Annotated in this window: 25 protein-coding genes; 13 read left to right on the top strand and 12 right to left on the bottom strand. The window is 68.3% G+C overall.

Annotation, left to right across the window (positions count from 1 at the left end):
- Positions 1-42: 42 nt before the first annotated feature.
- On the bottom strand, positions 43-231 hold the full coding sequence (locus tag AMK58_RS05185; protein ID WP_035672552.1) for a DUF1192 domain-containing protein: 189 nt from the start codon (positions 229-231) through the stop codon (positions 43-45).
- A 198-nt stretch (positions 232-429) separates the two neighbouring features.
- Here AMK58_RS05185 and AMK58_RS05180 point away from each other — a divergent pair, with 198 nt between their 5' ends.
- The 5 genes from AMK58_RS05180 (at position 430) to AMK58_RS05160 (ending at position 5420) form a co-directional block, all read left to right on the top strand.
- A complete protein-coding gene (locus AMK58_RS05180; RefSeq protein WP_059398685.1) occupies positions 430-1437 on the top strand; it encodes an NAD(P)H-quinone oxidoreductase in 1008 nt (335 codons plus the stop codon).
- Positions 1438-1743: 306 nt separating this feature from the next.
- A complete protein-coding gene (locus tag AMK58_RS05175) occupies positions 1744-2361 on the top strand; it encodes a DUF1013 domain-containing protein (RefSeq protein ID WP_035672550.1) in 618 nt (205 codons plus the stop codon).
- 145 nt (positions 2362-2506) lie between these two features.
- Positions 2507-3100: a UbiX family flavin prenyltransferase gene (locus tag AMK58_RS05170; RefSeq protein ID WP_035672587.1), complete on the top strand. Its 594-nt coding sequence runs from the start codon at positions 2507-2509 to the stop codon at positions 3098-3100.
- A gap of 57 nt (positions 3101-3157) precedes the next feature.
- Positions 3158-3850, top strand: coding sequence for a carbonic anhydrase (locus AMK58_RS05165; RefSeq protein ID WP_035672547.1), 693 nt, complete (start codon positions 3158-3160; stop codon positions 3848-3850).
- Positions 3851-4049: 199 nt separating this feature from the next.
- A complete protein-coding gene (locus tag AMK58_RS05160) occupies positions 4050-5420 on the top strand; it encodes a flagellar hook protein FlgE (protein WP_035672545.1) in 1371 nt (456 codons plus the stop codon).
- Here the strand turns inward: AMK58_RS05160 and AMK58_RS05155 are convergent.
- Positions 5404-7176: a tetratricopeptide repeat protein gene (locus tag AMK58_RS05155; RefSeq protein ID WP_059398684.1), complete on the bottom strand. Its 1773-nt coding sequence runs from the start codon at positions 7174-7176 to the stop codon at positions 5404-5406. The genes AMK58_RS05160 and AMK58_RS05155 overlap by 17 nt on opposite strands.
- Before the next feature lie 216 nt (positions 7177-7392).
- Between AMK58_RS05155 and AMK58_RS05150 the strand changes: the two genes are divergently transcribed.
- On the top strand, positions 7393-7788 hold the full coding sequence (locus tag AMK58_RS05150) for a hypothetical protein (protein WP_035672528.1): 396 nt from the start codon (positions 7393-7395) through the stop codon (positions 7786-7788).
- Here AMK58_RS05150 and AMK58_RS05145 read toward each other — a convergent pair.
- The 3 genes from AMK58_RS05145 to AMK58_RS05135 are packed head-to-tail and all read right to left on the bottom strand — an operon-like array spanning position 7772 to position 9963.
- Positions 7772-8359 (bottom strand): GNAT family N-acetyltransferase, encoded by a 588-nt coding sequence (locus AMK58_RS05145; RefSeq protein ID WP_035672512.1) that lies wholly within the window; start codon positions 8357-8359, stop codon positions 7772-7774. The genes AMK58_RS05150 and AMK58_RS05145 overlap by 17 nt on opposite strands.
- Before the next feature lie 13 nt (positions 8360-8372).
- Positions 8373-8834: a TIGR02444 family protein gene (locus tag AMK58_RS05140; protein ID WP_035672509.1), complete on the bottom strand. Its 462-nt coding sequence runs from the start codon at positions 8832-8834 to the stop codon at positions 8373-8375.
- 43 nt (positions 8835-8877) lie between these two features.
- Positions 8878-9963 (bottom strand): ATP-dependent 6-phosphofructokinase, encoded by a 1086-nt coding sequence (locus tag AMK58_RS05135; protein WP_014239910.1) that lies wholly within the window; start codon positions 9961-9963, stop codon positions 8878-8880.
- Between the two features lie 201 nt (positions 9964-10164).
- Between AMK58_RS05135 and AMK58_RS05130 the strand changes: the two genes are divergently transcribed.
- The 4 genes from AMK58_RS05130 (at position 10165) to AMK58_RS05115 (ending at position 14071) form a co-directional block, all read left to right on the top strand.
- On the top strand, positions 10165-10365 hold the full coding sequence (locus AMK58_RS05130; protein WP_035672505.1) for a YdcH family protein: 201 nt from the start codon (positions 10165-10167) through the stop codon (positions 10363-10365).
- Positions 10366-10527: 162 nt separating this feature from the next.
- On the top strand, positions 10528-10995 hold the full coding sequence (gene purE / locus AMK58_RS05125) for a 5-(carboxyamino)imidazole ribonucleotide mutase (RefSeq protein ID WP_051140162.1): 468 nt from the start codon (positions 10528-10530) through the stop codon (positions 10993-10995).
- A 3-nt stretch (positions 10996-10998) separates the two neighbouring features.
- Positions 10999-12081, top strand: a complete 1083-nt coding sequence (locus AMK58_RS05120) for a 5-(carboxyamino)imidazole ribonucleotide synthase (protein ID WP_035672502.1) — start codon at positions 10999-11001, stop codon at positions 12079-12081.
- 274 nt (positions 12082-12355) lie between these two features.
- A complete protein-coding gene (locus AMK58_RS05115) occupies positions 12356-14071 on the top strand; it encodes an EAL domain-containing protein (protein ID WP_051140161.1) in 1716 nt (571 codons plus the stop codon).
- A 44-nt stretch (positions 14072-14115) separates the two neighbouring features.
- Here AMK58_RS05115 and AMK58_RS30310 read toward each other — a convergent pair whose 3' ends face one another.
- From AMK58_RS30310 to fumC, 4 genes are all read right to left on the bottom strand, one after another.
- On the bottom strand, positions 14116-14292 hold the full coding sequence (locus tag AMK58_RS30310; RefSeq protein ID WP_155903422.1) for a hypothetical protein: 177 nt from the start codon (positions 14290-14292) through the stop codon (positions 14116-14118).
- A gap of 142 nt (positions 14293-14434) precedes the next feature.
- Positions 14435-15148 carry a DUF599 domain-containing protein gene (locus AMK58_RS05110; protein ID WP_035672494.1) on the bottom strand — a complete coding sequence of 238 codons (714 nt, stop codon included), beginning with the start codon at positions 15146-15148 and terminating at the stop codon, positions 14435-14437.
- 103 nt (positions 15149-15251) lie between these two features.
- Positions 15252-15455: a ribbon-helix-helix domain-containing protein gene (locus AMK58_RS05105; RefSeq protein ID WP_014239903.1), complete on the bottom strand. Its 204-nt coding sequence runs from the start codon at positions 15453-15455 to the stop codon at positions 15252-15254.
- Positions 15456-15474: 19 nt separating this feature from the next.
- The gene (gene fumC, locus AMK58_RS05100) at positions 15475-16875 is read right to left on the bottom strand and encodes a class II fumarate hydratase (RefSeq protein WP_035672491.1); all 1401 of its coding nucleotides are present in this window, start codon (positions 16873-16875) and stop codon (positions 15475-15477) included.
- Between the two features lie 221 nt (positions 16876-17096).
- On the opposite strand from fumC, the gene AMK58_RS05095 reads away from it, so the two are divergent.
- Both AMK58_RS05095 and AMK58_RS05090 read left to right on the top strand, forming a co-directional pair.
- Positions 17097-17351: a hypothetical protein gene (locus AMK58_RS05095; RefSeq protein ID WP_035672488.1), complete on the top strand. Its 255-nt coding sequence runs from the start codon at positions 17097-17099 to the stop codon at positions 17349-17351.
- Positions 17352-17721: 370 nt separating this feature from the next.
- Entirely contained in the window at positions 17722-17937 is a 216-nt protein-coding gene (locus AMK58_RS05090) for a hypothetical protein (RefSeq protein ID WP_035672486.1), read from the top strand.
- 107 nt (positions 17938-18044) lie between these two features.
- Here the strand turns inward: AMK58_RS05090 and AMK58_RS05085 are convergent, their stop codons facing one another.
- On the bottom strand, positions 18045-18536 hold the full coding sequence (locus AMK58_RS05085) for a GNAT family N-acetyltransferase (RefSeq protein ID WP_035672483.1): 492 nt from the start codon (positions 18534-18536) through the stop codon (positions 18045-18047).
- Positions 18537-18634: 98 nt separating this feature from the next.
- Here AMK58_RS05085 and AMK58_RS05080 point away from each other — a divergent pair, with 98 nt between their 5' ends.
- Positions 18635-19747, top strand: coding sequence for a GNAT family N-acetyltransferase (locus AMK58_RS05080; RefSeq protein WP_059398683.1), 1113 nt, complete (start codon positions 18635-18637; stop codon positions 19745-19747).
- Positions 19748-19758: 11 nt separating this feature from the next.
- Here the strand turns inward: AMK58_RS05080 and AMK58_RS05075 are convergent, their stop codons facing one another.
- Both AMK58_RS05075 and AMK58_RS05070 read right to left on the bottom strand, forming a co-directional pair.
- Positions 19759-20841: a glycosyltransferase gene (locus tag AMK58_RS05075; protein ID WP_035672480.1), complete on the bottom strand. Its 1083-nt coding sequence runs from the start codon at positions 20839-20841 to the stop codon at positions 19759-19761.
- Positions 20842-21242: 401 nt separating this feature from the next.
- A complete protein-coding gene (locus tag AMK58_RS05070; RefSeq protein ID WP_035672477.1) occupies positions 21243-22319 on the bottom strand; it encodes a CgeB family protein in 1077 nt (358 codons plus the stop codon).
- Positions 22320-22640 lie beyond the last annotated feature (321 nt).

Genomic DNA, 22640 nt, shown 5'->3' with positions numbered 1-22640 from the left:
CGATGCCCCTCTCCCATCCCGGGCGAGGGGCTTTTCCCATTATCAGGACGGCTTCTTGAAGAAGGCCTCGGCGGCGTTCTTCTGCGCCTCCTTGCTGGCGATGGCGGCGCGGGCGCGGGCGATCTCCGCCTCCAGCCCGGCGATGTAGTCCTTCAGCTCCGCCACGCCCAGCGCGGTCAGGTCCTTTAGCGCCGGCTTGGCCTTGCGCGGCTCCAGATCGTCAATGTCCATAGGGCTTCTCCTCCCGCGTGCGCATCCCTGCCCCGCGCCGTCCGCTTCCCGCCCGTCGGAAAGGCCGGCGGGGCGTGCTTGTCAGCGCCGGTGCGGAATTCTAACTTTGGACGCCTGCGGACACAAACGGCCCGGCCGCCCGGAACGGCGACAGCCGGAACGGTGGACACCGCGTCAACGAGGAATGGGGGAGACACCATGGGCATCGCCCTGCCGGACAGCATGACCTGCGTGGAGATTTCGCAACCCGGCGGCCCGGAGGTCCTGCGCACCGTGCAGCGTCCCGCCCCGGTGCCCGGCCCCGGCGAGGTGCTGGTGGCGGTGGAGGCGGCGGGCGTCAACCGCCCGGACATGCTGCAGCGCCAGGGCCGGTACGACCCGCCGCCGGGCGCTTCCGACCTGCCGGGCCTGGAGATCGCCGGGCGCGTCGTCGCCCTGGGCGAGGGCGTCACGGAGTGGGCCGCCGACGACGCGGTCTGCGCCCTGATCTCGGGCGGCGGCTATGCCCAGTATTGCGTGGTTCCGGCGCTGCAGCTCCTCCCCGTGCCGAAGGGCTATGGCATGGTCGAGGCCGCGGCCGTTCCGGAGACTTTCTTCACCGTCTGGACCAACGTGTTCGAGCGCGGCGCGCTGAAGCCCGGCGAGACGCTGCTGGTCCATGGCGGCTCCAGCGGCATCGGCACCACGGCCATCCAGCTCGCCAAGGCCTTCGGGGCCAAGGTCTTCACCACCGCCGGCAGCGCCGAGAAGTGCCGCGCCTGCGAGGAACTCGGCGCCGACCGGGCCATCGACTACAAGACCGAGGACTTCGCCGCCGTCATCCAGAAGGAGACCGGCGGGCGCGGCGTCGACGTGGTGCTGGACATGGTCGGCGGCGACTACATCGCCCGCGACATCGGCATCATGGCCCCGGACGGGCGGCACGTCTCCATCGCCTTCCTCCAGGGACCGAAGGTCTCCATCAACATGTTCCCGGTGATGACCAAGCGCCTGACCCTCACCGGCTCCACGTTGCGCGCCCGCTCGGTCGAGGAGAAGGGCCGCATTGCCGCCGCCCTGCGCGAGAAGGTCTGGCCGCTGCTGGAAGCCGGCACGGTAAAGCCGGTGATCCACAAGGTCTTCACGCTGGAGCAGGCGTCCGAGGCGCACGCCCTGATGGAATCCAGCGCGCACATCGGCAAGATCGTCATGACGGTTGGCGGCTGACCGTCACCGCACCCGCGAACCGTTGGATTGCGAAGGGATCCCCGGATTCACAGCCGGGAATCCCCTTTCAAGCATTTTTTTCGCTTCATTCTTGTTCCCGAACAGCCGGGTGGGCTTGCTAAAGCGCGCCAAGACGGTTAGCAGAGGGATCGGTGTCCGGGTTTTCCCGGCCGCCTGCCCGAGCACGCTTACATCGACCGGTTCCGGCCCTATATGGAGGGCGAAGCTCGGGACCATCCGGTAAAGTATGGCCGATCGCGCCACCCGCCAGCGGGTGCGGTCGGGTTGGAGTTGTCAGGAGGGACGATGGCACTGCCCTTGATGCCGAAAGCGACGGCCGTCTGGCTGGTCGAGAACACATCCTTGACCTTCGAGCAGATCGCAGCCTTCTGCGGCCTGCATTCCCTGGAGGTCCAGGCCATCGCCGATGGCGAGGTGGCGGTCGGCATGGTCGGGCTGGACCCGGTGGCCAACGGTCAATTGACCAAGGGCGAGATCGAACGCTGCGAGCGCAACCAGGATCTGCGCCTGAAGCTGCTGGTCCCCGACCTGCCGCTGCCGGCGGCCCGGTCCAAGGGGCCGCGCTACACCCCGATCACCAAGCGCGGCGACAAGCCGGACGCCATTTCCTGGCTGCTGAAGCACCATCCGGAGCTGTCGGACGCCCAGCTTTGCCGCCTGATCGGCACGACCAAGCCGACCATCGCGGCCGTGCGTGACCGCACGCACTGGAACGCCCCGAACATCAAGCCGCGCAACCCCGTGCTGCTCGGCCTGTGCACCCAGCGCGAGCTGGAGGAGGCCCTGGCCCTGGCCGTCCGCCGCGGCGGCGTTCCGCTGTCCCAGGAAGAGCGCGAGGCGCAGGACGGCGAGGAAGGCTACGGCGACGAGTCGCCCTATTCGGAACGGCAAGAGGCGCGCTGACGCCGCTTACCCGGCCCCTCTCCCCCGGCGGGAGGGGGGCTTTTTGCTTGTGTGCGCCGGGAGCGGCCCGTCCCACCGCCCCCGGCTTCCGGTCCGTGAAGACCGCGCTCTGGACGACGCCCAGCCCGCGCGCTACTTCTTCGGAATGACTGCACCCTCCCGTCTTGTCGTCGGCATCAGTGGAGCCTCGGGCGTGATCCTGGGCATCCGGCTGCTGTCCGTTCTGCGCCGGATCGGCGTCGAATCGCACCTCGTCGTCAGCCGCTCCGCCGAAGTCACCCTGGCCCATGAGACGGACATGAAGGTGGCGGAGCTGCGCGCTCTCGCCGACGTGTCCTACGCCGCCGCCGACATTGGCGCGGCCATCGCCAGCGGCAGCTTCCGCGCCATGGGCATGATCGTCGCCCCCTGCTCCATCCGCACGATGAGCGAGATCGCCACGGGCGTGACCTCCACCCTGCTGACCCGCGCCGCCGACGTCACGCTGAAGGAGCGCCGCCCGCTGGTGCTGATGGTGCGCGAGACGCCGCTGCATCTCGGACACCTGCGCACCATGACCCAGCTGGCCGAGATGGGCGCGGTGATCGCCCCGCCGGTCCCCGCCTTCTACAGCCGCCCGCAGACCATCGACGATCTGGTGGACCACGCCGTCGGGCGGGCCCTGGACCTGTTCGGGCTGGACGCGGGCATCGTCCGCCGCTGGGGCGAGCCGGCGCCTGCGGAGGTTCTGGAAACATGACCCGGCCTGGGCTATACCGCATCCGCTAAATCCCGACCGAAGAGGGGTATCAGAACGATGCCACACACCCGCGACCAGGACGTTCCGATTCGTCAGCTTCTCGCCGGGATGAAAGGCTTCCGGGCGCGCTATTACGAGCGCCGGCCCGACAGCATGCGCCAGCTCGTCGAGGAGGGGCAGAAGCCGAAGATTCTGATGATCGGCTGCTCCGACAGCCGCGTCGATCCGGCGCTGCTCACCCAGGCGGAGCCCGGCGAGATGTTCGTCGTCCGCAACGTCGCCAACCTCGTCCCGCCCTACCAGCCGGACGGCAGCTACCACGGCACCTCGGCGGCCATCGAATACGCCGTGCGGGTGCTCCAGGTCAGCCACGTCATCGTGCTGGGCCACGCCCTGTGCGGCGGCATCCAGGGGCTGATCCGCCTGCGCAAGGGCGAGCCGGACCAGAACGACTTCGTGTCGCCCTGGGTGTCGATCGCCAGCGCGGCGCTCGATCCCTACATCCCGCCCGCCCAGGGAGAGACCGACGAGGACCGGCGCAAGGCCGAGTTCGAGCGCCTTCAGCAGAAGCCCGACGTCATCGAGCGCGCCGCGGTCCGCACCTCGGTCGACAATCTGATGACCTTCCCCTTCGTCCGCGAGCGGGTCGAGGCCGGGACGCTGGAGCTGCACGGCTGGTGGTTCGACCTCGACAGCGGCGACCTGTGGGCCATCAACTCCCAGACCAAGATGTTTGAACCGGTCGATTGAGGCCGGTCGATTGAGGGTGCCGGGTGGGCGAAAGCTGCCCAGCGGACGGTGAGAAGCCAAGTCCGCCGGGAAATTTCTGCCCATCCCATCGCCCTGAGGCCCGCACACCCCCCTCCTCTGCCTTCTGGCACAGTGGTTGCATTTCTCGGTTCGGCGTGTTCCGACGGACGCGCACGGACGGAAATGAGGCGGCCGGACCATGGGCATCACCACGATCTTCAACAATGGCGTTCTTGGGCTGACGGCGCAGAACCGCGCCCTGGGCACCATTTCGAACAACATCGCGAACGCCTCGACGTCCGGTTTCAAAGCGTCGGAAACCCAGTTCTCCGACTTCGTTCTGAGCGACCGCACCGGCAACAAGGACCCCGGCAACGGCGTGCGCGCCTTCGAGCGGCTGGACCACAGCGGCGGCACCGTCACCCGCACCGACATCACCACCAACGCGGCCATCGTCGGCAACGGCTTTTTCCTTGTCCAGGACTTGGACGCCCAGGCCGGCACGACCGCGACCACCACCCGGACGAGCGACGATTCGGTTTTCCTGACACGGTCCGGCGACTTCTCTCCCGACAAGGAAGGCCGTCTGGTGAACGGCGCCGGCAAGGCACTGATGGGGTTCAAGCTCGACCCCGCCAGCGGCACCGGCTCCTTCGGCAGCCTGAGCAGCATGACTCCGGTCTCGCTGAGCGGATTGCAGGACTACCGAGAAGCCTCGACCCAGGCGTCGCTGAATCTCAACCTGCCCTACGACCAGGAGCCGGTGACCGGCCAGATCACCACGGCGAACACGACCGGCGTTGTTCTGAACATGGTGGACAAGAACGGCGCCGACGGGGCGATGGCCTTGCGCTTCCTGAAGACCGGGCAGGCGGAGGACGGCACCTCGACATGGCAGGTCTTCAACGCCGGCGTCATCGGCGCGGACGGCAAGCCGGTGGGCAACGGCAATGTGAACGACCCGACCACATGGCAATCGCTCGGCACGCTGAACTTTGCCCGCAACGGCACGCTGACCGGCGGCGCCACCGGCGCCCCAGTGACACTGACGCTGAATCCCGGCGGCGACTTCGCCCAGACGACGCTGGATCTCGGCTCCTATGGGAAGATGAGCAATTCCATCACGACCATCGCCGGCATGGATCTGGGCATCGTCCAGGGCAACAACGGCATCCGCGCCGGCACCTACCAGGGGGCGGAGCTGACCGCGGACGGCTTTGTCGCCGCGAACTTCCAGGGCGGAAAGCAGCGCTACATCTACCGCATCCCAGACGCGACGGTGGTCAACCCGACCGACCTGGAAAGCGTGTCCGGCACCATGTTCCGGACCACCGCCAATTCCGGCGCCATCCGCCTGAACTCCTTCGGCAACCTGACCAACGAGACCGGCACCAGTGCGCCGAAGACCGTCGGGGCGTCGCTGAACACGGCCAGCGTCGAGGGTTCGAACGTCAAGATCGAGGAGCAGTTCACCACGCTGATCCAGGCGCAGCGCACCTACTCCGCCGCCTCCAAGCTGGTGTCCACCGCCGACGAGATGACCACGACGACGATCACGCTGAAGTCCTAAGGGCCGCATTCCGCAACGCGTCGGCGACGCGCCCGGCCACCTCCGCCCAATCGCCGACGCGCGTCTGACGGAACAGCCGGGCGTTGGGGTACCAGGGGCTATCCTCCCGCTCCAGCAGCCAGCGCCAGTCCGGCGAGTGCGGAAGCACCACCCACACCGGCACGCCCAGCGCCCCGGCCAGATGCGCCGGTCCGGTGCAGGAGGAGATCACGAGGTCGAGGTTGGCCATGATCGCCGCGGTGTCGGCGAAATCGGCGATGTCCGGGCCGAGATCGGTGAAGGAGGACGGCATCGGCACCCGATCCAAATCCTCGCGCCCCGGCCCCTTCTGGAGCCCGTAAAAGCGCACGCCCGGCACGTCCAGCACCGGCCGCAGCCCGGCCAGCCGGGGCGAGCGCAGCGCGTCGCCGGGAAAGCGCGGGTTGCCCGCCCAGACCAGCCCGACCCGCAGGCCCGGCCCGGCCGCCAGCCGATCGCTCCAGGCGGCAGCGCGTTCCGGGTCGGGGTGCAGATAGGGCACGGTGGCCGGTACGTCGTCCAGCCTGGTCCCGAAGGCGCGCGGCAGGCTCATCAGCGGGCATTCCAGATCGAAATCCGGAAGCGGGTCGCCGCGGGCAATCAGTTGCCCCATCCCCGGCAGGCCCGACAGAACGCTCATCAAGGGCCGTTGCACCTCGACGATCACCCGCGCCCCGCGCGCCGCCACCAGCGGGACGTAGCGGACGAACTGCAGGGTGTCGCCCAACCCCTGCTCGGCGTAGAGCAGGACGGTGTGCCCGGCGATGTCGCCGCCGGTCCAGGTGGGCTGGGCGAAGCGGCGCCAGGGGGGTTCCGCCCGTGCGTCGTGGCGGCGCCAGTCGAACTCCGGCCAGCCACCCTCGCAATCGCCGACCAGCAGCCGGGCGAAGCCGCGGTTCCAGCGCATCCCGGCATCGTCGGGGCGGACCTCCAGCACCCGGTCGAAGTCGGCCAGAGCCTCCGCCGGTCGGGCCATGGCGAGCCACGCGGTGCCGCGCGCCGACCATAGGGATGGGCCGCAAAAGCCGCGTTGCTCCGCCGTGGCGAAAGCCGCCAGCGCCTCGTCGAACCGCCCCTGCCCGGCGAGCAGCGATCCGAGATTTCCCCACGCCGCGCCATAGCCGGGGGCGAGGTCCAGCGCCGTGCGGTAGGCGGCCTCCGCCTCGTTCCAGCGCTTCCGCGCCGCGCGGGCGGAACCGAGCATCATCCAGGCCGCCGACGATCCCGGCGCCAGCGCGGCGGCGCGGCGGGCCGTCCGCTCCGCCTCCTCCGCTCGCCGTCCGGCCAGGGCCGTCTCGGCAAGGTTCACCAGGGCATCCGCCGAGGCCGGGAGCAATGCCAGCGCCCGCTGTGCCGAACGGGCGGCCTCCGACACCCGGTTCAGGTCGCGCAGGGCGCCGGCCCGGCTGGCGTGGGCGTCGGCCAGCAGTGGGTCCAGCCGCAGGGCGCGGGCGTAGCCGGCCTCTGCCGCCGCCGCGTCCCCCATGGTCTGAAGCGCGCCGGCCAAATTCGATTGCGCGCCCGCCGAAACGGGACGCAACGCCAGCGCCCGGCGCAACAAACGCGCCCCTTCCGCCGGACGCCCCGTCTGCGCCTGAAGCACCCCGAGAAGCTGGGCGGCGTCGGGCTGTTCGGGGTCGGCCTCCAGAATCCGTCCGTAGAGCGTCGCCGCCTCGGCCAGGCGGCCCGACTGGTGATGGTCGATGGCGGCCAGAAGGGCCTCGATGATCGTCGCCATAGGAAGTGCTCGACGGCTTGAGAGGTACCGGAGGCCGGTGGTTCATGCGGGCCTGCGGCCGGATTTGTCACAAGTCCTGCCGTTCCCGCAACCCACCCACGAGAAGCCCCGCGTTGCGTTTCACTTTTGCTAAAATTATGCTGCATCCATCGCCCCGAAACATACTGGGGTATTCAGCGCGAGGACCGCGTCCCGCCCATGAAAAGCACCTTGCCGATGAAAAGCACTTTGAACATCTGCGCACTCGCCTTGACCTGTGCCCTCGTCCCGGCGGTCCTGACCGTGGAACCGGTTGCGGCCAGCGACAAGCCGGCCGGTGGCGGCGGGTGCCCGTGGGCGCAGGATGTCAAGCTGGACCTCAACGGCAAGACGCTCACGCTGAACCAGGACGCCTTCTCCGCGAAGGGGGAGCCGTTGGACCTCGAGGGCTATCAGATATTCCCGCTGCTCGACCAGTTGAAACTGCGCATCCTCGGACCGCGCGGGCAGGAGTGGGAGGCCGGACTGACCCGCCTGTCCGGCGGCAAGCGTTGCCAGGCCTTCTACGTCGGCAAGCCCTTCCAGGTCTCCGACGAGACGAGCGACCGCAACAGCCTCATCCTGGTCCGCTGACACCAATGCCGATCCCATCCTGCCAGCGGTTACGTCCGATCCGGTAAAGGACGTGCCGCTTCAGGCGATGCCCGTCGGGTACCCGCGGGTGGTCGAAGTCGCCCGCCGCGTCACGCTCCATGCCCAACCGTTCCATGACCCGCCGCGACCGCCGGTTCTCCGGTACGGTGAAGGCCACGATCTCGTCCAGCCCGGCCACGCCGAACCCGTAGGCCAGCGCCAGCCCGGCCGCCTCGGTCGCCAGCCCCTGCCCCCAATGGGCGGGATCGAGCCGCCAGCCCACCTCCACGGCGGGGGCGAAGGGCGCCTCCCACGTCACGTGGGCCAGACCGACGAAGCCGATGAAGGGGCTGTGGCCGGGTCGCTCCACCGCCCAGAAGCCGAAACCATGCCGGTCGAAATGCGCGCCGATGCGCTGGATCACCGCGTCGCTGGTCGCCCGGTCGGGTAGCGGCAGCAGATGCTCCATCACCGCGGGGTTCTGCGACAGCGCGTGGAAGGCCTCGCTGTCCCCGTCGCGCCAGGGGCGCAGGATCAGCCGGGAGGAGGTGAGGACGGCGGGAGTTGTCATCGCACCGGTTCTGTCAGGGCTCGGGCGGCGTGCCGAGCGCCGCCAGCAGCGCCATCACCGCCGGGTCCCCCTCCGGCACCAGCCGGTAGAGATTGGCAGCGGCCAGCGCGGCGCCGTCGCCGCCCGGCGCGGGAGTGAGCCCGGACAGGGCGAAGAGACGGTCTTGCTGGACGCGCTCCGCCTCCAGTTCCGCCGCCTTCAGGCGCTTGTAGAGGGTGTCGTCCTCCCCCTTCGCCCGGCGGCGGATGGCGCGCAACGGGCGGACCATCCCGTCCCGCCAGGGAGCGACCGCGGTGTCGATCCGCGCCAGCTCCTCCGCCGGCAGGTCGGCGTTGCAGGCCATGCCCGCCCAGGCGGCGAACAGCAGAAGGTTCACGTCCTGGCCGAGCCGGTCCTGAAGGTCAAGGCAGGCGGCGGGCACGCCGGGCCGTCCGTAGACGGCGAGCGAGAAGTCCCAGAGCGGGTTTTCCGACATCGCCGCGCCTGCCTCCCCATATGGCCTCCCCACAGGCCTCCACTCAGTCGCCCAGGCTGATGCCCAGGCCGCGGGCGGTCTTGACCATGGCGCCGTCCAGCTCCACGCAGGCGTATTTGGCGATGGCCTCGGTGATCGGCACATCGATGACGCCGCGGTCCGACCAGGCGACCATGCGATCGAACTTGCCTTCGGCGATCAGGTCCACGGCGTGCACGCCGAAGGCCGAGGCGACCAGACGGTCGCGCGGGCTGGGCATGCTGCCGCGCTGGACGTGGCCCAGGACGGTGACGCGGGTCTCCGCCCCCGTCGCCTCGGCGATCTTCTCGCCGATGTAGTCGCCAATGCCGCCGTAGCGCTTCTGGCCGCCCTGGAACAGCTTCTGCACGCCGGTGCCGTCCACGGTCTTCACCGCCTCCGACACCACGACCAGGGCGAAGTTGCGGCCCGTCGAGCGCACCTGCTTGATCTTTTGGGCGATCTTCTCGATCGAGTAGGCGATCTCGGGAATCAGCACCACGTCGGCGCCGCCGGCGATGCCCGCGGCCAGGGCGATGTGGCCGGCGTCGCGGCCCATCACCTCCAGCACCATGACGCGGGCGTGGCTCGCCGCGGTCGGCTGGAGCCGGTCGAGCGCCTCGACCGCCACGCCGACGGCGGTGTCGTAGCCGACCGACACCTCGGTCAGGCCGAGATCGTTGTCGATGGTCTTGGGGATGCCGACCATCTGGAAGCCGCCCTTGTCGGCCAACTTCTTCAGGATGGCGAAGCTGCCGTCGCCGCCGATGCCGATCAGCGCGTCCAGCCCCAGCTCGCGGTAACCGCCGATGATCTCGTCCGACCGGTCCTTCTGGGTGCCGTCGGCCATCGGGTAGGCGAAGGGGTCGCCACGGTTGGTCGTGCCGAGGATCGTGCCGCCCATGCGCATCATGTTGCCGTCAACCTGCGGCAGGTCGAGCACCTGATACTGCACTGGACGCTGCAGCAACCCCTGGGTGCCCTCCTTGATGCCCAGGACCTGCCAGCCGTAGGTCAGGACGGCCCGGTGGACCACCGCGCGGATGACCGCGTTCAGCCCGGCGCAGTCGCCGCCGCTGGTGAGAATGCCGATGCGCTTGCCTGCTGTCATGGAGACTGTCCCGTGTCGTCTGGAACCGCTGCGAAAGGTAGTCATACCAGAACGTTGCTCCACCGCAATGGTTCTGGTCCTCCGAGTATATTACATTCCGGCGACCGGATTATAACCCTGCGAAGAATGAGTGGTTTCGCACTGCCGTTGCGCCGGAAATCTGGTATAGTCCCCGCCGCTCAGCCAGCGGGCCCCGCGCGTATGAACGAACAAGAGATGCTGAAGGAAAAACTGGCCACGCTTCGCAGCGAGCATCGCGACCTCGACGACGTGATCGCCCGACTGCACGAACGTGCGCCGTTCGACCAGCTTCAGATGCAACGTCTGAAGAAGCGCAAACTCGCGCTCAAGGACCAGATCATGGTTCTGGAAAGCCGTATGCTGCCCGACATCATCGCCTGAGGCGGTTTTTCGGCGGAGAACATGGCCCGGCGCATCGCGTCGCGCTGGACTCCGCGTGCGCGCTTTCTATAATGCGCCGCTTTCCGGACCTAGAGGAAAGCGCGCGCCGTGTCCGCATCCATCGCCGCCACCACCGACCGCAAGCCGCTGGTCGGCATCATCATGGGCAGCCAGTCGGACTGGACCACCATGAAGCACGCCGCCGAGACGCTGACCGCGCTCGGCGTCCCGCACGAGGTCCGGATCGTCTCCGCCCACCGCACCCCGCAGCGTCTGGTCGAATACGCCACCACCGCCCGTGAGCGCGGCCTGAAGGTGGTCATCGCCGGGGCCGGCGGCGCCGCGCACCTGCCGGGCATGGCCGCCTCCATGACCCCCCTGCCCGTCTTCGGCGTCCCGGTGGAAAGCCACGCGCTGAAGGGCATGGACAGTCTGCTGTCGATCGTCCAAATGCCCGGCGGCGTTCCGGTGGGCACGCTGGCCATCGGCAAGGCCGGCGCCATCAACGCAGCATTGCTCGCCGGCTCGGTCATTGCCCTGATGGACCCGGCAGTCGCCGAGGCGCTGGACGCCTGGCGCGCCCGCCAGACCGCCGCCGTCGCCGAAGCCCCTGTCGACGAGCCCGCCTGAACCATGGCCCACCGCATCCTTCCGCCCGGTTCGACCATCGGCATGCTCGGCGACGGCCAGCTCGGCCGCATGACCGCGCTTGCCGCCGCCCGGCTGGGCTACAAGACGCACGTCTACGCGCCGGGATCGCAGGGCAGCCCCGGCGCCCAGGTCGCGGCGGCCGTCACCTCCGCCGGCTGGGACGACCTCGACGCGCTGGAGGCCTTCGCCCGCTCCGTCGACGTGGTGACGCTGGAATGGGAGAACGTCCCGGTCGCCGTGGTCGAGCATCTCGGCCGCTTCACCCCCGTCCATCCCGGCGGCACGGTGCTGTCGGTCGCCCAGGACCGGGTGGAGGAGAAATCCTTCGTCAACGCGCTGGGCATCGGCACCGCCCCCTGGCGCGCCGCCCGCAACGCCGACGAGGTGGCGAAGGCCGTGGCGGAGATCGGCCCGCGCTGCATCCTGAAATCCACCCGCCTCGGCTATGACGGTAAGGGGCAGGCCCGCATCGAGCCGGGCAGCGACCCGGCGGAGGCCTGGGCGGCCATCGGTTCCGACGCCGGCATCGTGGAGGGCTTCGTCTCCTTCACCTGCGAGGTGTCGGTGATCGTCGCCCGTGGGCTGGACGGCAGCATGGCGGCCTACCCCGCCGTGGAGAACCGGCACAAGGACGGCATCCTCGACAGGACCATCGCTCCGGCCCGCGTTCCCGCGGAGACGGCGGCCGAGGCCGAGCGGGTCGCCCGCCGCATCGCCGAGGCGCTGGACCTCGTCGGCGTGCTGGCGGTGGAGATGTTCGTGACGCCGGACGGCGGCGTGCTGGTCAACGAGATGGCACCGCGCCCGCACAACTCCGGCCACTGGACCATGGACGCCTGCCATTCCTGCCAGTTCGAGCAGCTCGTCCGCGCCGTCTGCGGCCTGCCGCTCGGCTCGGTGGAGCGGGTGGCGGACGCCGAGATGGAGAATCTGATCGGCGCCGACGCGGACCGCTGGCCGGCGCTGATGGCCGAGCCGGGCGCCCGCCTGCATCTCTATGGCAAGGCGGAGTCCCGTCCCGGCCGCAAGATGGGCCATGTGACCCGGCTCCATCCCCGCTCCTGACCCTTCCGGTCGATTCTCCGCTTTTGATCGCTGCGGCGGGCCGTTTCCTGTTCGGAAATGGCCCGCCGTCGTTTTTTTCTCGCGGCGGGTGCGATAATCCGGCGCGGCTCAAAACCATATTTCTCTTTAAATCATTGAAAATTCTAGGTTCCGAACTTTTCTTCGGAATGGCGGGGCAAATCTTGCTGCTTTTTTCAGAACGGGAACACGGCTAGTCTCCATTCAATGAATGACGCAATTCGATAAACTTTTTCTCAATTTCGGGCTATTGCCGATGCAGCTTGCGCATGACTCGATCAGACGCCCGGTGCCGCAGACCAGCACGCAGGTCCGACGCCCGTCGCACCGCGAGCGTGACCGCTTCGTCGGCTTTGCCTTCGCCGCCGCGGATCTGCTGATCGAGACGGATGCGCGGGGAAACATCCTGTTTTGCGCGGGTGCGCGCTGCCGCCTGACCGAAGGCGACGTGGCGGGTCTGGTCGGCACCAGCCTGCTCGATGTCGTGGCGCCGAACGACCGCAAGTACGTCACCGTCCTGTTCAAGCGCATCCAGGACAAGGGCCGCATCAAGCCGGCGCGCGTCGTGTTCCAGGGATGCGACGGCAACCGCTTTCCAGCGCTGCTCGGCGGCTGCCGGCTCGATTCCTGCCCCGGATCGCTGTTCCTGACCGTTCTGCTGGCCTCCGGGCCGCGCAACACGAACGAGGCGCTTGCCGCGGCGGGGCAGCTTCTCGATGGCAATGCCTTCAGCCACATCCTGGAGGATCGCATCATCAAGGCGCGGGAGAAAGGGCTGGACAACGCCCTGACCCTGCTGTTGATCGACGGGCTCCAATCGATGGTGGACGCCCTGCCCGAGGGGGCGGCGAGCGAGGTGATGCAGGGGATCGAGGCCTATCTGCGGGCGATCTCCGCCAACGGCGACAGCGCCGGTCAACTGGCCACCGACCGCTACGGCGTCGTCCACGCCTCCGACATCGACGGGCAGGAGGTGCAGGCCCACATCACCCAGATCATCCAGAGCGCCGGCGGCGAGCTGCCCGGCGGCATCCGCACCTGGTCGCTGGACGTGTCGGACGAACGGCTGGACCCGGCCGACGCGGCGCGCGCGCTGGTCTACACGGTGCAGGCCTTCGCGTCGGCCCAGGGCGGCGAGTTCACCATCTCCAGCCTGGAGGACGGCGCCAAGCGCATGCTGTCCGACGCGGTGGACCGCATCGGGCGGCTGCGCGCGACCATCGAGAAGCGCGACTTCTTCGTGGTCTATCAGCCCATCGTCGATATCGGGACGCGGACGGTTCATCATCTCGAAGCGCTGACGCGGGTGGAGGGCACGCTGTCCCCGGCGGACTTCATCACCTTCGCCGAGGATGTCGGGCTGATCTACGATTTCGACCTGCTGCTGACGCAGTCGGTGCTGGACACCATGCACGCCCACCGCAAGGAGCCGACCCTGCCGGACGTGGCGATCAACCTGTCCGCCAAGACGTTGATGAGCCCGATCTTCCTGCGCCAGTTCCTGGCGGTGACCGAGCCCTATGGCGAGCTTGCCCGCAAGCTGCTGATCGAGGTGACCGAGACCGTCGTCGTCACCGATATCGCCAAGCTGAACGAGGTCCTGCAGAAGCTCCGCGCCGCCGGGTTCCGCATCTGCCTGGACGATGTCGGGGCCGGATCGACCTCCTTCCAGTCGCTCTACGGCATCCAGGCCGACTTCGCGAAGATCGACGGGCACTTCGTCCGCGGCGCCGTGCACAACGGGCGCGACATGGCGATGCTGCGGTCCATGGTGGACGTGTGCCGCCAGCTGGGACTCGGGCTGATCGGGGAGCAGGTGGAAGGGCCGGAACACGCGCAACTCTTGACGGAGCTGGGCGTGTCGCTGGCCCAGGGCTACCTCTACAGCCGCCCGTCCCGCGACTTCGCCTATTTTGCGAAGGACTGGACGAAGATGGCCGGCACAGGCGGCAAGGTTCTCAGAAAGGGCTGACGCGCGGCGGGAACCGGCCACTCCCGCCTGTTGTCAGGCGGACATCAGGCCAGTTCGTGCGCCGCATCGATGCAATGGCGCGCCTGATCGAGCAGCTCGCGGTTGCGGTCCATAAACTCCTTGGCGGCGCCGCAGGCCCCCGGATGCAGCCGGACCTCCGCCAGAAGCCGTTCCGCCTCGTCCAGCGAATTCAAGACCGATACCGCTGTGTCGATGTCCATGGCCGATCCCCTCAACATGGCGTGCTGCAGCGCACGCATCCATCAAGCGGCTATGACAAAAGCATCAATTTGCACTGCAGCGTATTGGCCATAACGTCGCAGATTTAGAACATTTTAACATATTTATCGCCAAAAACGTGCATCAACGCCGCTCGCGTCTCTCCAGCGCATCCACCTGTACGCGGATGACCTTTTCCGTTGCCGAGAAGCCCTGCCGACGGGTCAGGACGACGATGACCGCCGCGGTGGACACCATGAAGAACCAGGGGCCGAGCATCCAGGCCAGCGCCGCCATGGCGAAGTAATAGGCGCGCATGCCGCCGTTCAGCGCCTTGACGGCCAGCGTCATGGCGGCGGCGATGCTGTCCGCCATCGCCGTCTTCTCCTCCGCCGGCACCGGGGGCAGCGGGGCGGAGCCGATCAGGGCGCAGCAGTAATTGTACTGGCGCAACGCCCAGGTGAATTTGAAGAAGCCGAAGGTGAAGATCGCCACGAGCAGCAGCATCTTCAGCTCGAAGAACTCGCGGCTGGTCGGCACTGTGAAGGACAGCGTGCCGACCAGCTTGTGGGCGTTCTCCACCGCGCCGAAGGCGCCGACCAGACCGGCCAGCACCAGCATGTTCGTGCTGGCGAAGAAGGTGCAGCTCTGCATCGTGTGGCCGACGAGCTGCGAATCCATGATGCGGTTGTCGCGCTCCAGCATCCGCTCCATCCAATGGCGGCGCACCTTCTTCAGATGCTGGTTGACGACCATGCGCCCGCCCAGCATGTGGTCCTGGACCAGCGTGAAGCCCGCCCAGCAGGCCAGGAACCACAGGAAGGCGACGATATCGAGAAGGGTGATGTCGGGCGTCACGGGCGGACACTCTGGCACGGGGGGAAGGGGGCGGTCCGGCGCAAGGGTGTAGCCGTCCCCCCGCCGCCTGTCCAGGGGCGCCCCCGGCGGGGGCAGGATGCTCCTACCCGCGCCCCTGCACCGCGTTCAGCACATGGACGCGGATCGCGCTCGACAGGTTGCCGCTGCGGGTCGAATCGATCTCCTCGATCAGGGCGTTGACCGACATGCCCCGCGCCTGCGCAAGGCCCTTCAGCGCCTCCCAGAATTCCTCTTCCAGGGAGACGCTGGTCGGGTGCCCGGCGATGAGGACGGAGCGCTTCTTCATGGACGGCGCGCAGCCCCGCTCACCGGGGCTTCACCATGGTTTCCGGCTTGACCCACTGATCGAACTGCTCCTCGGTCAGGAGGCCCAGCGCCACGCCGGCCTGTTTCAGGGTCGTTCCCTCCTTGTGGGCCTTCTTGGCGATCTTCGCCGCGTTGTCGTAGCCGATGTGCGGGTTCAGCGCGGTGACCAGCATCAGGCTCTCGTTCAGCAGTTGGCCGATGCGCTCGCGGTTCGCCTCGATGCCGACCACCGCGTTGTCGGTGAAGCTGTTGCAGGCGTCGGCCAGCAGCCGGATCGACTGGAGCACGTTGTAGGCGATCACCGGCTTGAAGACGTTCAGCTCGAAATGGCCGGTGGCGCCGGCGATGCTGACGGTGGTCTGGTTGCCCATCACCTGGGCGCAGACCATGGTCATCGCCTCCGACTGGGTGGGGTTCACCTTGCCGGGCATGATCGAGGAGCCGGGCTCGTTCTCCGGCAGAGCGATCTCTCCGATGCCGCAGCGCGGGCCGGAGCCGAGCAGGCGGATGTCGTTGGCGATCTTCATCAGCGACACCGCCAGCGTGTTCAGGCTGCCATGCGCGTCCACCAGCGCGTCGTGGGTCGCCAGCGCCTCGAACTTGTTCTCGGCGGTGACGAAGGGCAGCCCGGTGATGGCGGCCACCTCCTCGGCGAAGGCTTCGGCGAAGCCGGTCTTGGCGTTCAGCCCGGTGCCCACCGCCGTGCCGCCCTGGGCCAGCCGGTAGAGCTGGGGCAGCGACGCCTTCACCCGCTCGATCCCATAGGCGATCTGGGTGGCGTAGCCGGAGAACTCCTGCCCCAGGGTCAGCGGCGTGGCGTCCTGGAGGTGGGTGCGCCCGATCTTCACGATGTCGGCGAACTCCGCCGCCTTCGCCGCCAGCGCCGCGTGCAGGTGCTCCAGCGCCGGCAGAAGCTCGTGGTGGATCTGCTCGGCCGCGGCGATGTGCATGGCGGTGGGGAAGCTGTCGTTGGACGACTGCCCCATGTTGACGTGGTCGTTGGGGTGGACCGGCTTCTTCGAGCCCATCTCGCCGCCCAGCGCCTCGATGGCGCGGTTGGAGATGACCTCGTTGGCGTTCATGTTCGTCTGGGTGCCGGAGCCGGTCTGCCAGACCACCAGCGGGAAATGATCGGCCAGCGTGCCGTCGATCACCTCCTCCGCCGCCTCGACGATGGCGCGGCCCAGCCGGGGGTCGAGCACCTCCAGCGCCATGTTGGCGAGCGCCGACGCCTTCTTCTGGATGCCCAGCGCGCGCACCAGCGCCGGCGGCATGCGCTCCCCGCCGATGCGGAAGTTGCGCAGCGAGCGCTGCGTCTGGGCGCCCCAGTAACGGTCGGCGGCAACCTCGATCGGTCCGAAGCTGTCGGTCTCGGTGCGCATCCCGGTCTTGCCGGTCATGGTCAGGTCCTCGTCGGTTCGAACATCGTTCCGGTCAGCGAATTTTTTCCCGAATCGCCCGCCGGGCAAGGGGAATCAACGCGGAGTCCCCTTTGGGCAAGGGGCCGGCCGAATTTGTTCTTGTTGCGTTCCGTTTCCTGCGTTACCGTTTCTGCGTGACCGGCCCTGCTGTCCCATCCCGCCCCTCTTCCGCTGCCCCTCTCCAGCCCTGGGAGATTCGAATGAGCGACTTCGCCATGGACCATGTCCGCGCCTTCATCGCCAAGACCCGCGTCGCCGAGATGACGGCGAAGGGCTGGTGCGTGGTCGGCCCTGGCGAGGAAGGCTCCCTGCTGATGGAAGGGCCGCAGCTTGGCGGCGCGCCGGTGCGCCTGTCGGCCTTGGTCAACGATCTGTTCGACGATCTGGTCGCCCAGGCGCTGGAGCGCGCCGACCGCATCGACCATGCCGCGGGCCGGCTGCCGCGCGCCGCATAAGGAGCTACGCTCTGCGCACCAGGCCCCGCAAAGGATGTACTCCGCCCGGCGAGGCGGCCTGTTAACATCCCGCCGTGGCGGCTTAAGGCTTGCGGACGCCGCCGTTAAGGCTCCGCTTCCCTCCCGCCTATGACGGTCCGGCCGCTACGACCTTCGCCGGAAGTCCTTGAAAAGTCTCGCAGCCTCAAAAAAGGCGCCCGTTCATTTCAAGAAAAGTGGTAATCCTTCCGGGTAAAAGCTCCCTATATTTGTCGGTCGCGGGGTTACCCCTCAAGACACCAGCCCCGCGGAGCCCCCGTTAGTAAGTCGTTAACCGGGCCATGGCCAAATAGAGACATCACGAACACACAAGACAAAACGGAGTTTTAAAATGCTGATCGCCACCACCACCGAACAGATTACCTCGTCCTCTCGCGTTCACATCGCCCTGGTCGATGAATTCATCCAGCTGGCGCAGAACCGGATCGACGGCCAGAACGACCCCTTCGTCCGCGAAAGCCTCGCCGACCTGCTGTCCACCCTGCGCGAGGAGCGGTCCGGCTACCTGGACCTGCTGAACGCGGTGATGCCGGCCAAGGCCGCCTGAGGGTCCCGCAGGACCAAGGCATGAGTACCGCGTGGTGGCGATGAGGTCGGGGCCTTCAACAAGCCCCGACCGTCAGCCCACCGAAACAGTCAGATGCTTACGCTCCCTCAAGCCTCATCCGCCTGCGCGGCCAGTGCTGCGATCGCATCGCCGGTGAGACGGTAGGGAAGCCACTCCTCCATCTGTTTGAAGCCGATGCGCAGATAGAAATCGCGCGCCGGGTTCCAGTGCAGCACATTCAGGTCGACACGGCGGCAGCCCCGCTCGTCCGCCAGTTTCGCCACCGTCGCCAGCAGCTTGCGGCCCACGCCATAGCGCCGCGCTTCCGGGGTGACGTAGAGATCCTCCACAAACAGACCGGCCCGCCCTTCCCAGGTGGAATAGTTGCGGAAGCACAGCGCGAAGCCGACGGGCTCCCCGTCCAGTTCGGCGATCAGCGCCTCGAACACCGGACGCTCGCCCCAGCCGTCGCGCCGGAAGTCCGCCTCGCTCGCCTTCACGGCGTGGGGTTCGTTCTCGAACACGGCGAGTTCCCGGACGAAGCGGAGGATGGTCGGGCAATCGGCCTCGATGGCCGGACGGACGGTCACGGTGGGCATGGCAACTCCAAGTCTCACGATGGTGCGACGATAGCCGCGCCGGCCACACGGCAACAACCGCTTTGCCATCCGCCGCAGGTGGGCCTAGGCTGCGCGCCATGCGGGACATCCAGACCATCGGTGGCTTTACCGTCCGCGAAGCCCGGCCCGGCGAGCGCCACGCCCTGCTGGCCCTGGTCGCGCGGATCGATGCGGAAAGCGATTTCCTCCTGCGCGAGCCCGGCGAACGGCCCTTCTGGGCGCGCGATCTCGCCGCCTTGCAGGCGTCCGGCAGCTCCACCATCTTCGTCGCCGAGGCCGCTGGCAACCACCCTCCGGACCTTGTCGGCTATCTCAGCGCCCATGGCGGACGGTTCCGCCGCAACCGCGGCGCGGTGACCCTGGCGGTCGGGGTGCGGCGCGACTGGAACGGTCGCGGCGTCGCCACAGCGCTGTTCGATGCGGCGGAGACCTGGGCGCGGCGGACCGGCGCGCACCGGCTGGAACTCACCGTGGCTGACAGCAACAGCCGCGCCCTGTCCCTTTACGAACGTCTCGGCTTTCTCGACGAGGGGCTGATGCGCGACGTCCTGCGCGTCAACGGCGCGTGGCGCAGCGAACGGCTGATGGGCAAGATCATCGGGGCGGATGGCGTTCCCGAATGGCCCGTACCGGCCCCCGACCCGACCGTCGAGGCGCCACACCAAGAGCGGATCGGGCGGCTGGATATCCGCCCCGCCCTGCCGACGGACGCTGCCGCCTACCTCGCCTACGACCGCACGGTGCGGAGCGAAACCCACTTCCTGATGCGCAGCGCCGCCGAATCCCTGCCGGACGTTGCGGCGGCCCGGCGCTTTCTCGCCGAACAGAGGATCGGCGACCGGACGGCGACCCTGCTGGCCATCGCGGACGGCACCATCGCCGGGTCGCTGTCGCTGTGGACCGGCGCCTACGCCCGCACCGCGCATGAGGCCGGTCTGGGGCTGGCGGTGCGCCGGGACTTCTGGGCGCGGGGGGTTGGTGGACGGCTGATCGCCGCGGCGGACCTCTGGGTGCGGGCGCGGCGGCTGCACCGGCTGTCGCTCTGGGTGTTCAGCCACAACGGCCGCGCCCGGCGCTTCTACGCCAAGCACGGCTTCGAGGAGGAGGCGGTGGCCCGCCGCCACAGCCTGATCGACGGGCGGCTGGCCAACCAGCTGTCGATGGCCAAGCTCTATGGAGCCAAGCCGTAAAGGAAGGGGCGCTACGCCACCCCCGCCGCTGCCGCCGTCCCTCCCGCGACGAGTTCCTCGAAGCGCGCCAGATAACGTTCCGTCATGCCGTCCAGCGAGTAGCGGGCGCGGGCGACGGCGCGGCAGGCGTCGGGGTCCAGGCCCTCACAGTCCTCGATAGCGCGGGCCATCTCCTCGGCGTCCTTGACCAGGAAGCCGGTGACGCCCGGCTCCACGAGGTCGGCCAGGGCGCCGGTCGGGAAGGCCACCACCGGGGTGCCGCAGGCCAGCGCCTCCAGCGCTGCGACGGGGGTCGGCTCCGACAGCAGGCTGGGCGCCAGCAGGCAGCGCGCCGCCCCAAGCATCCAGCGCTTGCGCCCGAAGCCGATCCGCCCGAGGAAGCGGCGCTTGGGGTCCAGCCGGGGCCGGATCTCCTCCTGAAGGTAACGCTGCTCCTCCGCACCGCGGGACAGGCCGCCGCAGAGAAGGAGTTGCATGTCGATTTGCCGCGCCGCGTCCAGCGCGATGTGGAAGCCCATCTCCGGTTCGATGTCGCCCAGGCAGACGGCGAAGCGGCGTTTCGGCACGCGGATGTGCAGACGGTCGACCGCCACCCCGATCTCCAGCGGCGGCAACAGGGTCAGCTCCGGCGAGGCCCCCCGCACCTGCGCGGCGGACACCGGCTGGAGGTGCAGCTTCGCCCGCCGCGAGATCAGGGCCTCCGGCCGGTAGCGGTCCAGCGGCAGATAGAGCGTCGCCAGGACCGGAACGTCCTGCGGCGGCAGCAACACGTCGAAGTCCCGGACATGGATGTGGACGAGGTCGGGCGCGTGGTCCTCCACCGCTCCGGCGACCACGGTGGCGACGCGCCTCAGAACGGCGGCCTGCGCCCGCTCGTCCGGCGCCTGCCCATGCGCGCCGCCATGGACGCGCGCCAGAGGGATGAGCGTCCCGGCCACAGCCGAATCCTCCGGCGCGATGACGACGGAGCGGTGCCCGGCGCGGACCAGGGCGGCGTCGATGGCGCCGGCCACCTGCTCCGCCGTGCCTTCATTCTCCGGATCGGCGCCGACCGGCGCGAAGGGGGAAGCCACGGTGAGAATGGTCAATGCCATCGCGCGGCCTCCGGCAAATGAAGGCCCAAAGGGGCGCCGACGCTTGGGTGACGTTCTCCTGCCGGTCTGTTCCTACGCATCGCCGCTTCGTTCATCCCATGTCCCTATGGTGTTATTCATTGGAACTTATTGTCTGACGCACGCTCTTCTTTCTCTCCGACATCTTGGCGGCCTGGAGAAAAGCTGGAATCGGGACAGTCCTGTTGCCATTGCCCCGTTATTGTTTTCTACGAAAATGCGCCGCCGGTAACCGGGGTATTGGAAGTGGATCGACTCGCGGAAGGGATAGCCGTCCTGCACCGGGTTGCCGACCTCGGAACCGGGAACCCGACCGGACGGTCAGGACGCCAAGGGCGGCTTACTTCCAACAGAGGCAAGCCGGGCAACCGGGGAACGTCGGATCAATCGTCGCCGCCCCCCTTGATGTCGAGGATGGAGCGCAACTCCCGCACCCGCCGTTCCGCCGTGTGCTCCTCCAGAACGCGCGACCGCGCGCGCTGGGCCAGCGTGGCGAGATGGCCGCGCGGCAGCATCATCGCCGTGGTCACGTCGTCGGTTTCCCGTGCGACCAGGATGTCACGCCCCGGTTCGAAGAAGGCGCCGATCCCCTCCCATTCGTCGGAGATCACCGGAACGCCGCAGGCTGCCGCTTCGAACAGCCGGACGGACGGGCACCAGCCCATCGCCTTCAGCGGTTGGCGCGTCACGTTCAGCGTCAGGGTGGAGGAGCAGAAGAAGGCCGCATGCTCCGCCGGGGGCAGATGCCGGACGCGCTGGATGTTGGCGCCCCAGGACGAATCGTCGGGATAGCCGCCGCCGGCCAGGATGAACCGCCGCCGCCCCAGCCGCCGGGCCGGCTCAAAGAACAGCGCTTCCAGCGCCGCGCGCCGGTCCTCGACCCAGGCGCCGAGGTGGCAGAGGTCGCCGAGATAGCGCCGCACCGGTTCGGCGGGACGGTGCAGATCCGGGTCGACCCAGGCGTAGAGCGGCGCCACGAACCGCGCGCCCAATTGCGTCTTCAACGCCTCCAGCGCCTGCCCGCCGGTGCTGCTCAGCACGGTGTCGAATCCGCCCAGCCCTTCCGGCGGCAGATAAGCCGGCCGCTCCCCCATTTCGGAGCGGGACAGGGTGATGTGCGTGTCGAGGTCGTAATAGACGGTGCGCTGCGCCTTCGACCCCAGCACGAGGTGGGAGGCCGCTGCCCCGTCCGCACAACCGGAGGTCACCATCGCAACGTCCGCCTCGTCGGCGTGACGCTGCGCCGCCTCCGCCACATTCTCCCAGCGGTCGTAGAGCAGAAGCTCCCCGCCGGGGATGTCCCACAGGTCGCGGTGCTCCGCCCGCTCGGGCGTGTCGCGCTCCAGGAAGACGACGCGGTTGCCCCGCCGCGCCAGGGCCTTGACCAGCCCCCGCCACAGCGTGGCGTGCCCGTTGCTCCAAGAGGAGCTGATGGATTGTCCGAAGATGATGATTTTCATGATGTTGGCGCCCTGCCTCCGCCCCCGAGCCTCCATCCCGATGGCCCTTCCGGAACAACGTGCCCCGTCCGATCGTGTTCCGGGAGCCGAACCCACGCGGAGGGGGTGCCCCAAAGGTCCGCCATCGCGGCCAGCAATCCGGCTCCTTCGCCGGCTCTGCACGCTTTGCGTGTTGTTTGCAGAAAGGACCCGACTATGAACGAATTTGTATAAAAATGTCGTTTAACCACCTAAGCGGGATATGGAATAATAAGTTCGTGAAAAAAGAAAATCATTCACTTGTGTGTCAACCAAACGTCAAAGCTCAAAAAGCAATCCCAA

Source organism: Azospirillum brasilense (genome assembly GCF_001315015.1).
Lineage (GTDB): Bacteria > Pseudomonadota > Alphaproteobacteria > Azospirillales > Azospirillaceae > Azospirillum > Azospirillum brasilense.
Note: the sequence above shows the minus strand (reverse complement) of the source record. Positions and strands in the feature narration are given on the sequence as shown.

What these genes read in the sequence shown, in the direction of transcription:
- AMK58_RS05105 (WP_014239903.1), bottom strand. Translation starts at nt 15,455, where the DNA reads ATGAAGAAGCGCTCCGTCCTCATCGCCGGGCACCCGACCAGCGTCTCC.
- AMK58_RS05180 (WP_059398685.1), top strand. Translation starts at nt 430, where the DNA reads ATGGGCATCGCCCTGCCGGACAGCATGACCTGCGTGGAGATTTCGCAA.
- AMK58_RS05120 (WP_035672502.1), top strand. Translation starts at nt 10,999, where the DNA reads ATGGCCCACCGCATCCTTCCGCCCGGTTCGACCATCGGCATGCTCGGC.
- AMK58_RS05075 (WP_035672480.1), bottom strand. Translation starts at nt 20,841, where the DNA reads ATGGCATTGACCATTCTCACCGTGGCTTCCCCCTTCGCGCCGGTCGGC.
- AMK58_RS05165 (WP_035672547.1), top strand. Translation starts at nt 3,158, where the DNA reads ATGCCACACACCCGCGACCAGGACGTTCCGATTCGTCAGCTTCTCGCC.
- AMK58_RS05150 (WP_035672528.1), top strand. Translation starts at nt 7,393, where the DNA reads ATGAAAAGCACTTTGAACATCTGCGCACTCGCCTTGACCTGTGCCCTC.
- AMK58_RS05130 (WP_035672505.1), top strand. Translation starts at nt 10,165, where the DNA reads ATGAACGAACAAGAGATGCTGAAGGAAAAACTGGCCACGCTTCGCAGC.
- AMK58_RS05185 (WP_035672552.1), bottom strand. Translation starts at nt 231, where the DNA reads ATGGACATTGACGATCTGGAGCCGCGCAAGGCCAAGCCGGCGCTAAAG.
- purE (WP_051140162.1), top strand. Translation starts at nt 10,528, where the DNA reads ATGGGCAGCCAGTCGGACTGGACCACCATGAAGCACGCCGCCGAGACG.
- AMK58_RS05095 (WP_035672488.1), top strand. Translation starts at nt 17,097, where the DNA reads ATGAGCGACTTCGCCATGGACCATGTCCGCGCCTTCATCGCCAAGACC.
- AMK58_RS05070 (WP_035672477.1), bottom strand. Translation starts at nt 22,319, where the DNA reads ATGAAAATCATCATCTTCGGACAATCCATCAGCTCCTCTTGGAGCAAC.
- AMK58_RS05140 (WP_035672509.1), bottom strand. Translation starts at nt 8,834, where the DNA reads ATGTCGGAAAACCCGCTCTGGGACTTCTCGCTCGCCGTCTACGGACGG.
- AMK58_RS05160 (WP_035672545.1), top strand. Translation starts at nt 4,050, where the DNA reads ATGGGCATCACCACGATCTTCAACAATGGCGTTCTTGGGCTGACGGCG.
- AMK58_RS30310 (WP_155903422.1), bottom strand. Translation starts at nt 14,292, where the DNA reads ATGGACATCGACACAGCGGTATCGGTCTTGAATTCGCTGGACGAGGCG.
- AMK58_RS05145 (WP_035672512.1), bottom strand. Translation starts at nt 8,359, where the DNA reads ATGACAACTCCCGCCGTCCTCACCTCCTCCCGGCTGATCCTGCGCCCC.
- AMK58_RS05090 (WP_035672486.1), top strand. Translation starts at nt 17,722, where the DNA reads ATGCTGATCGCCACCACCACCGAACAGATTACCTCGTCCTCTCGCGTT.
- AMK58_RS05085 (WP_035672483.1), bottom strand. Translation starts at nt 18,536, where the DNA reads ATGCCCACCGTGACCGTCCGTCCGGCCATCGAGGCCGATTGCCCGACC.
- AMK58_RS05155 (WP_059398684.1), bottom strand. Translation starts at nt 7,176, where the DNA reads ATGGCGACGATCATCGAGGCCCTTCTGGCCGCCATCGACCATCACCAG.
- AMK58_RS05115 (WP_051140161.1), top strand. Translation starts at nt 12,356, where the DNA reads ATGCAGCTTGCGCATGACTCGATCAGACGCCCGGTGCCGCAGACCAGC.
- AMK58_RS05135 (WP_014239910.1), bottom strand. Translation starts at nt 9,963, where the DNA reads ATGACAGCAGGCAAGCGCATCGGCATTCTCACCAGCGGCGGCGACTGC.
- AMK58_RS05175 (WP_035672550.1), top strand. Translation starts at nt 1,744, where the DNA reads ATGGCACTGCCCTTGATGCCGAAAGCGACGGCCGTCTGGCTGGTCGAG.
- fumC (WP_035672491.1), bottom strand. Translation starts at nt 16,875, where the DNA reads ATGACCGGCAAGACCGGGATGCGCACCGAGACCGACAGCTTCGGACCG.
- AMK58_RS05170 (WP_035672587.1), top strand. Translation starts at nt 2,507, where the DNA reads ATGACTGCACCCTCCCGTCTTGTCGTCGGCATCAGTGGAGCCTCGGGC.
- AMK58_RS05080 (WP_059398683.1), top strand. Translation starts at nt 18,635, where the DNA reads ATGCGGGACATCCAGACCATCGGTGGCTTTACCGTCCGCGAAGCCCGG.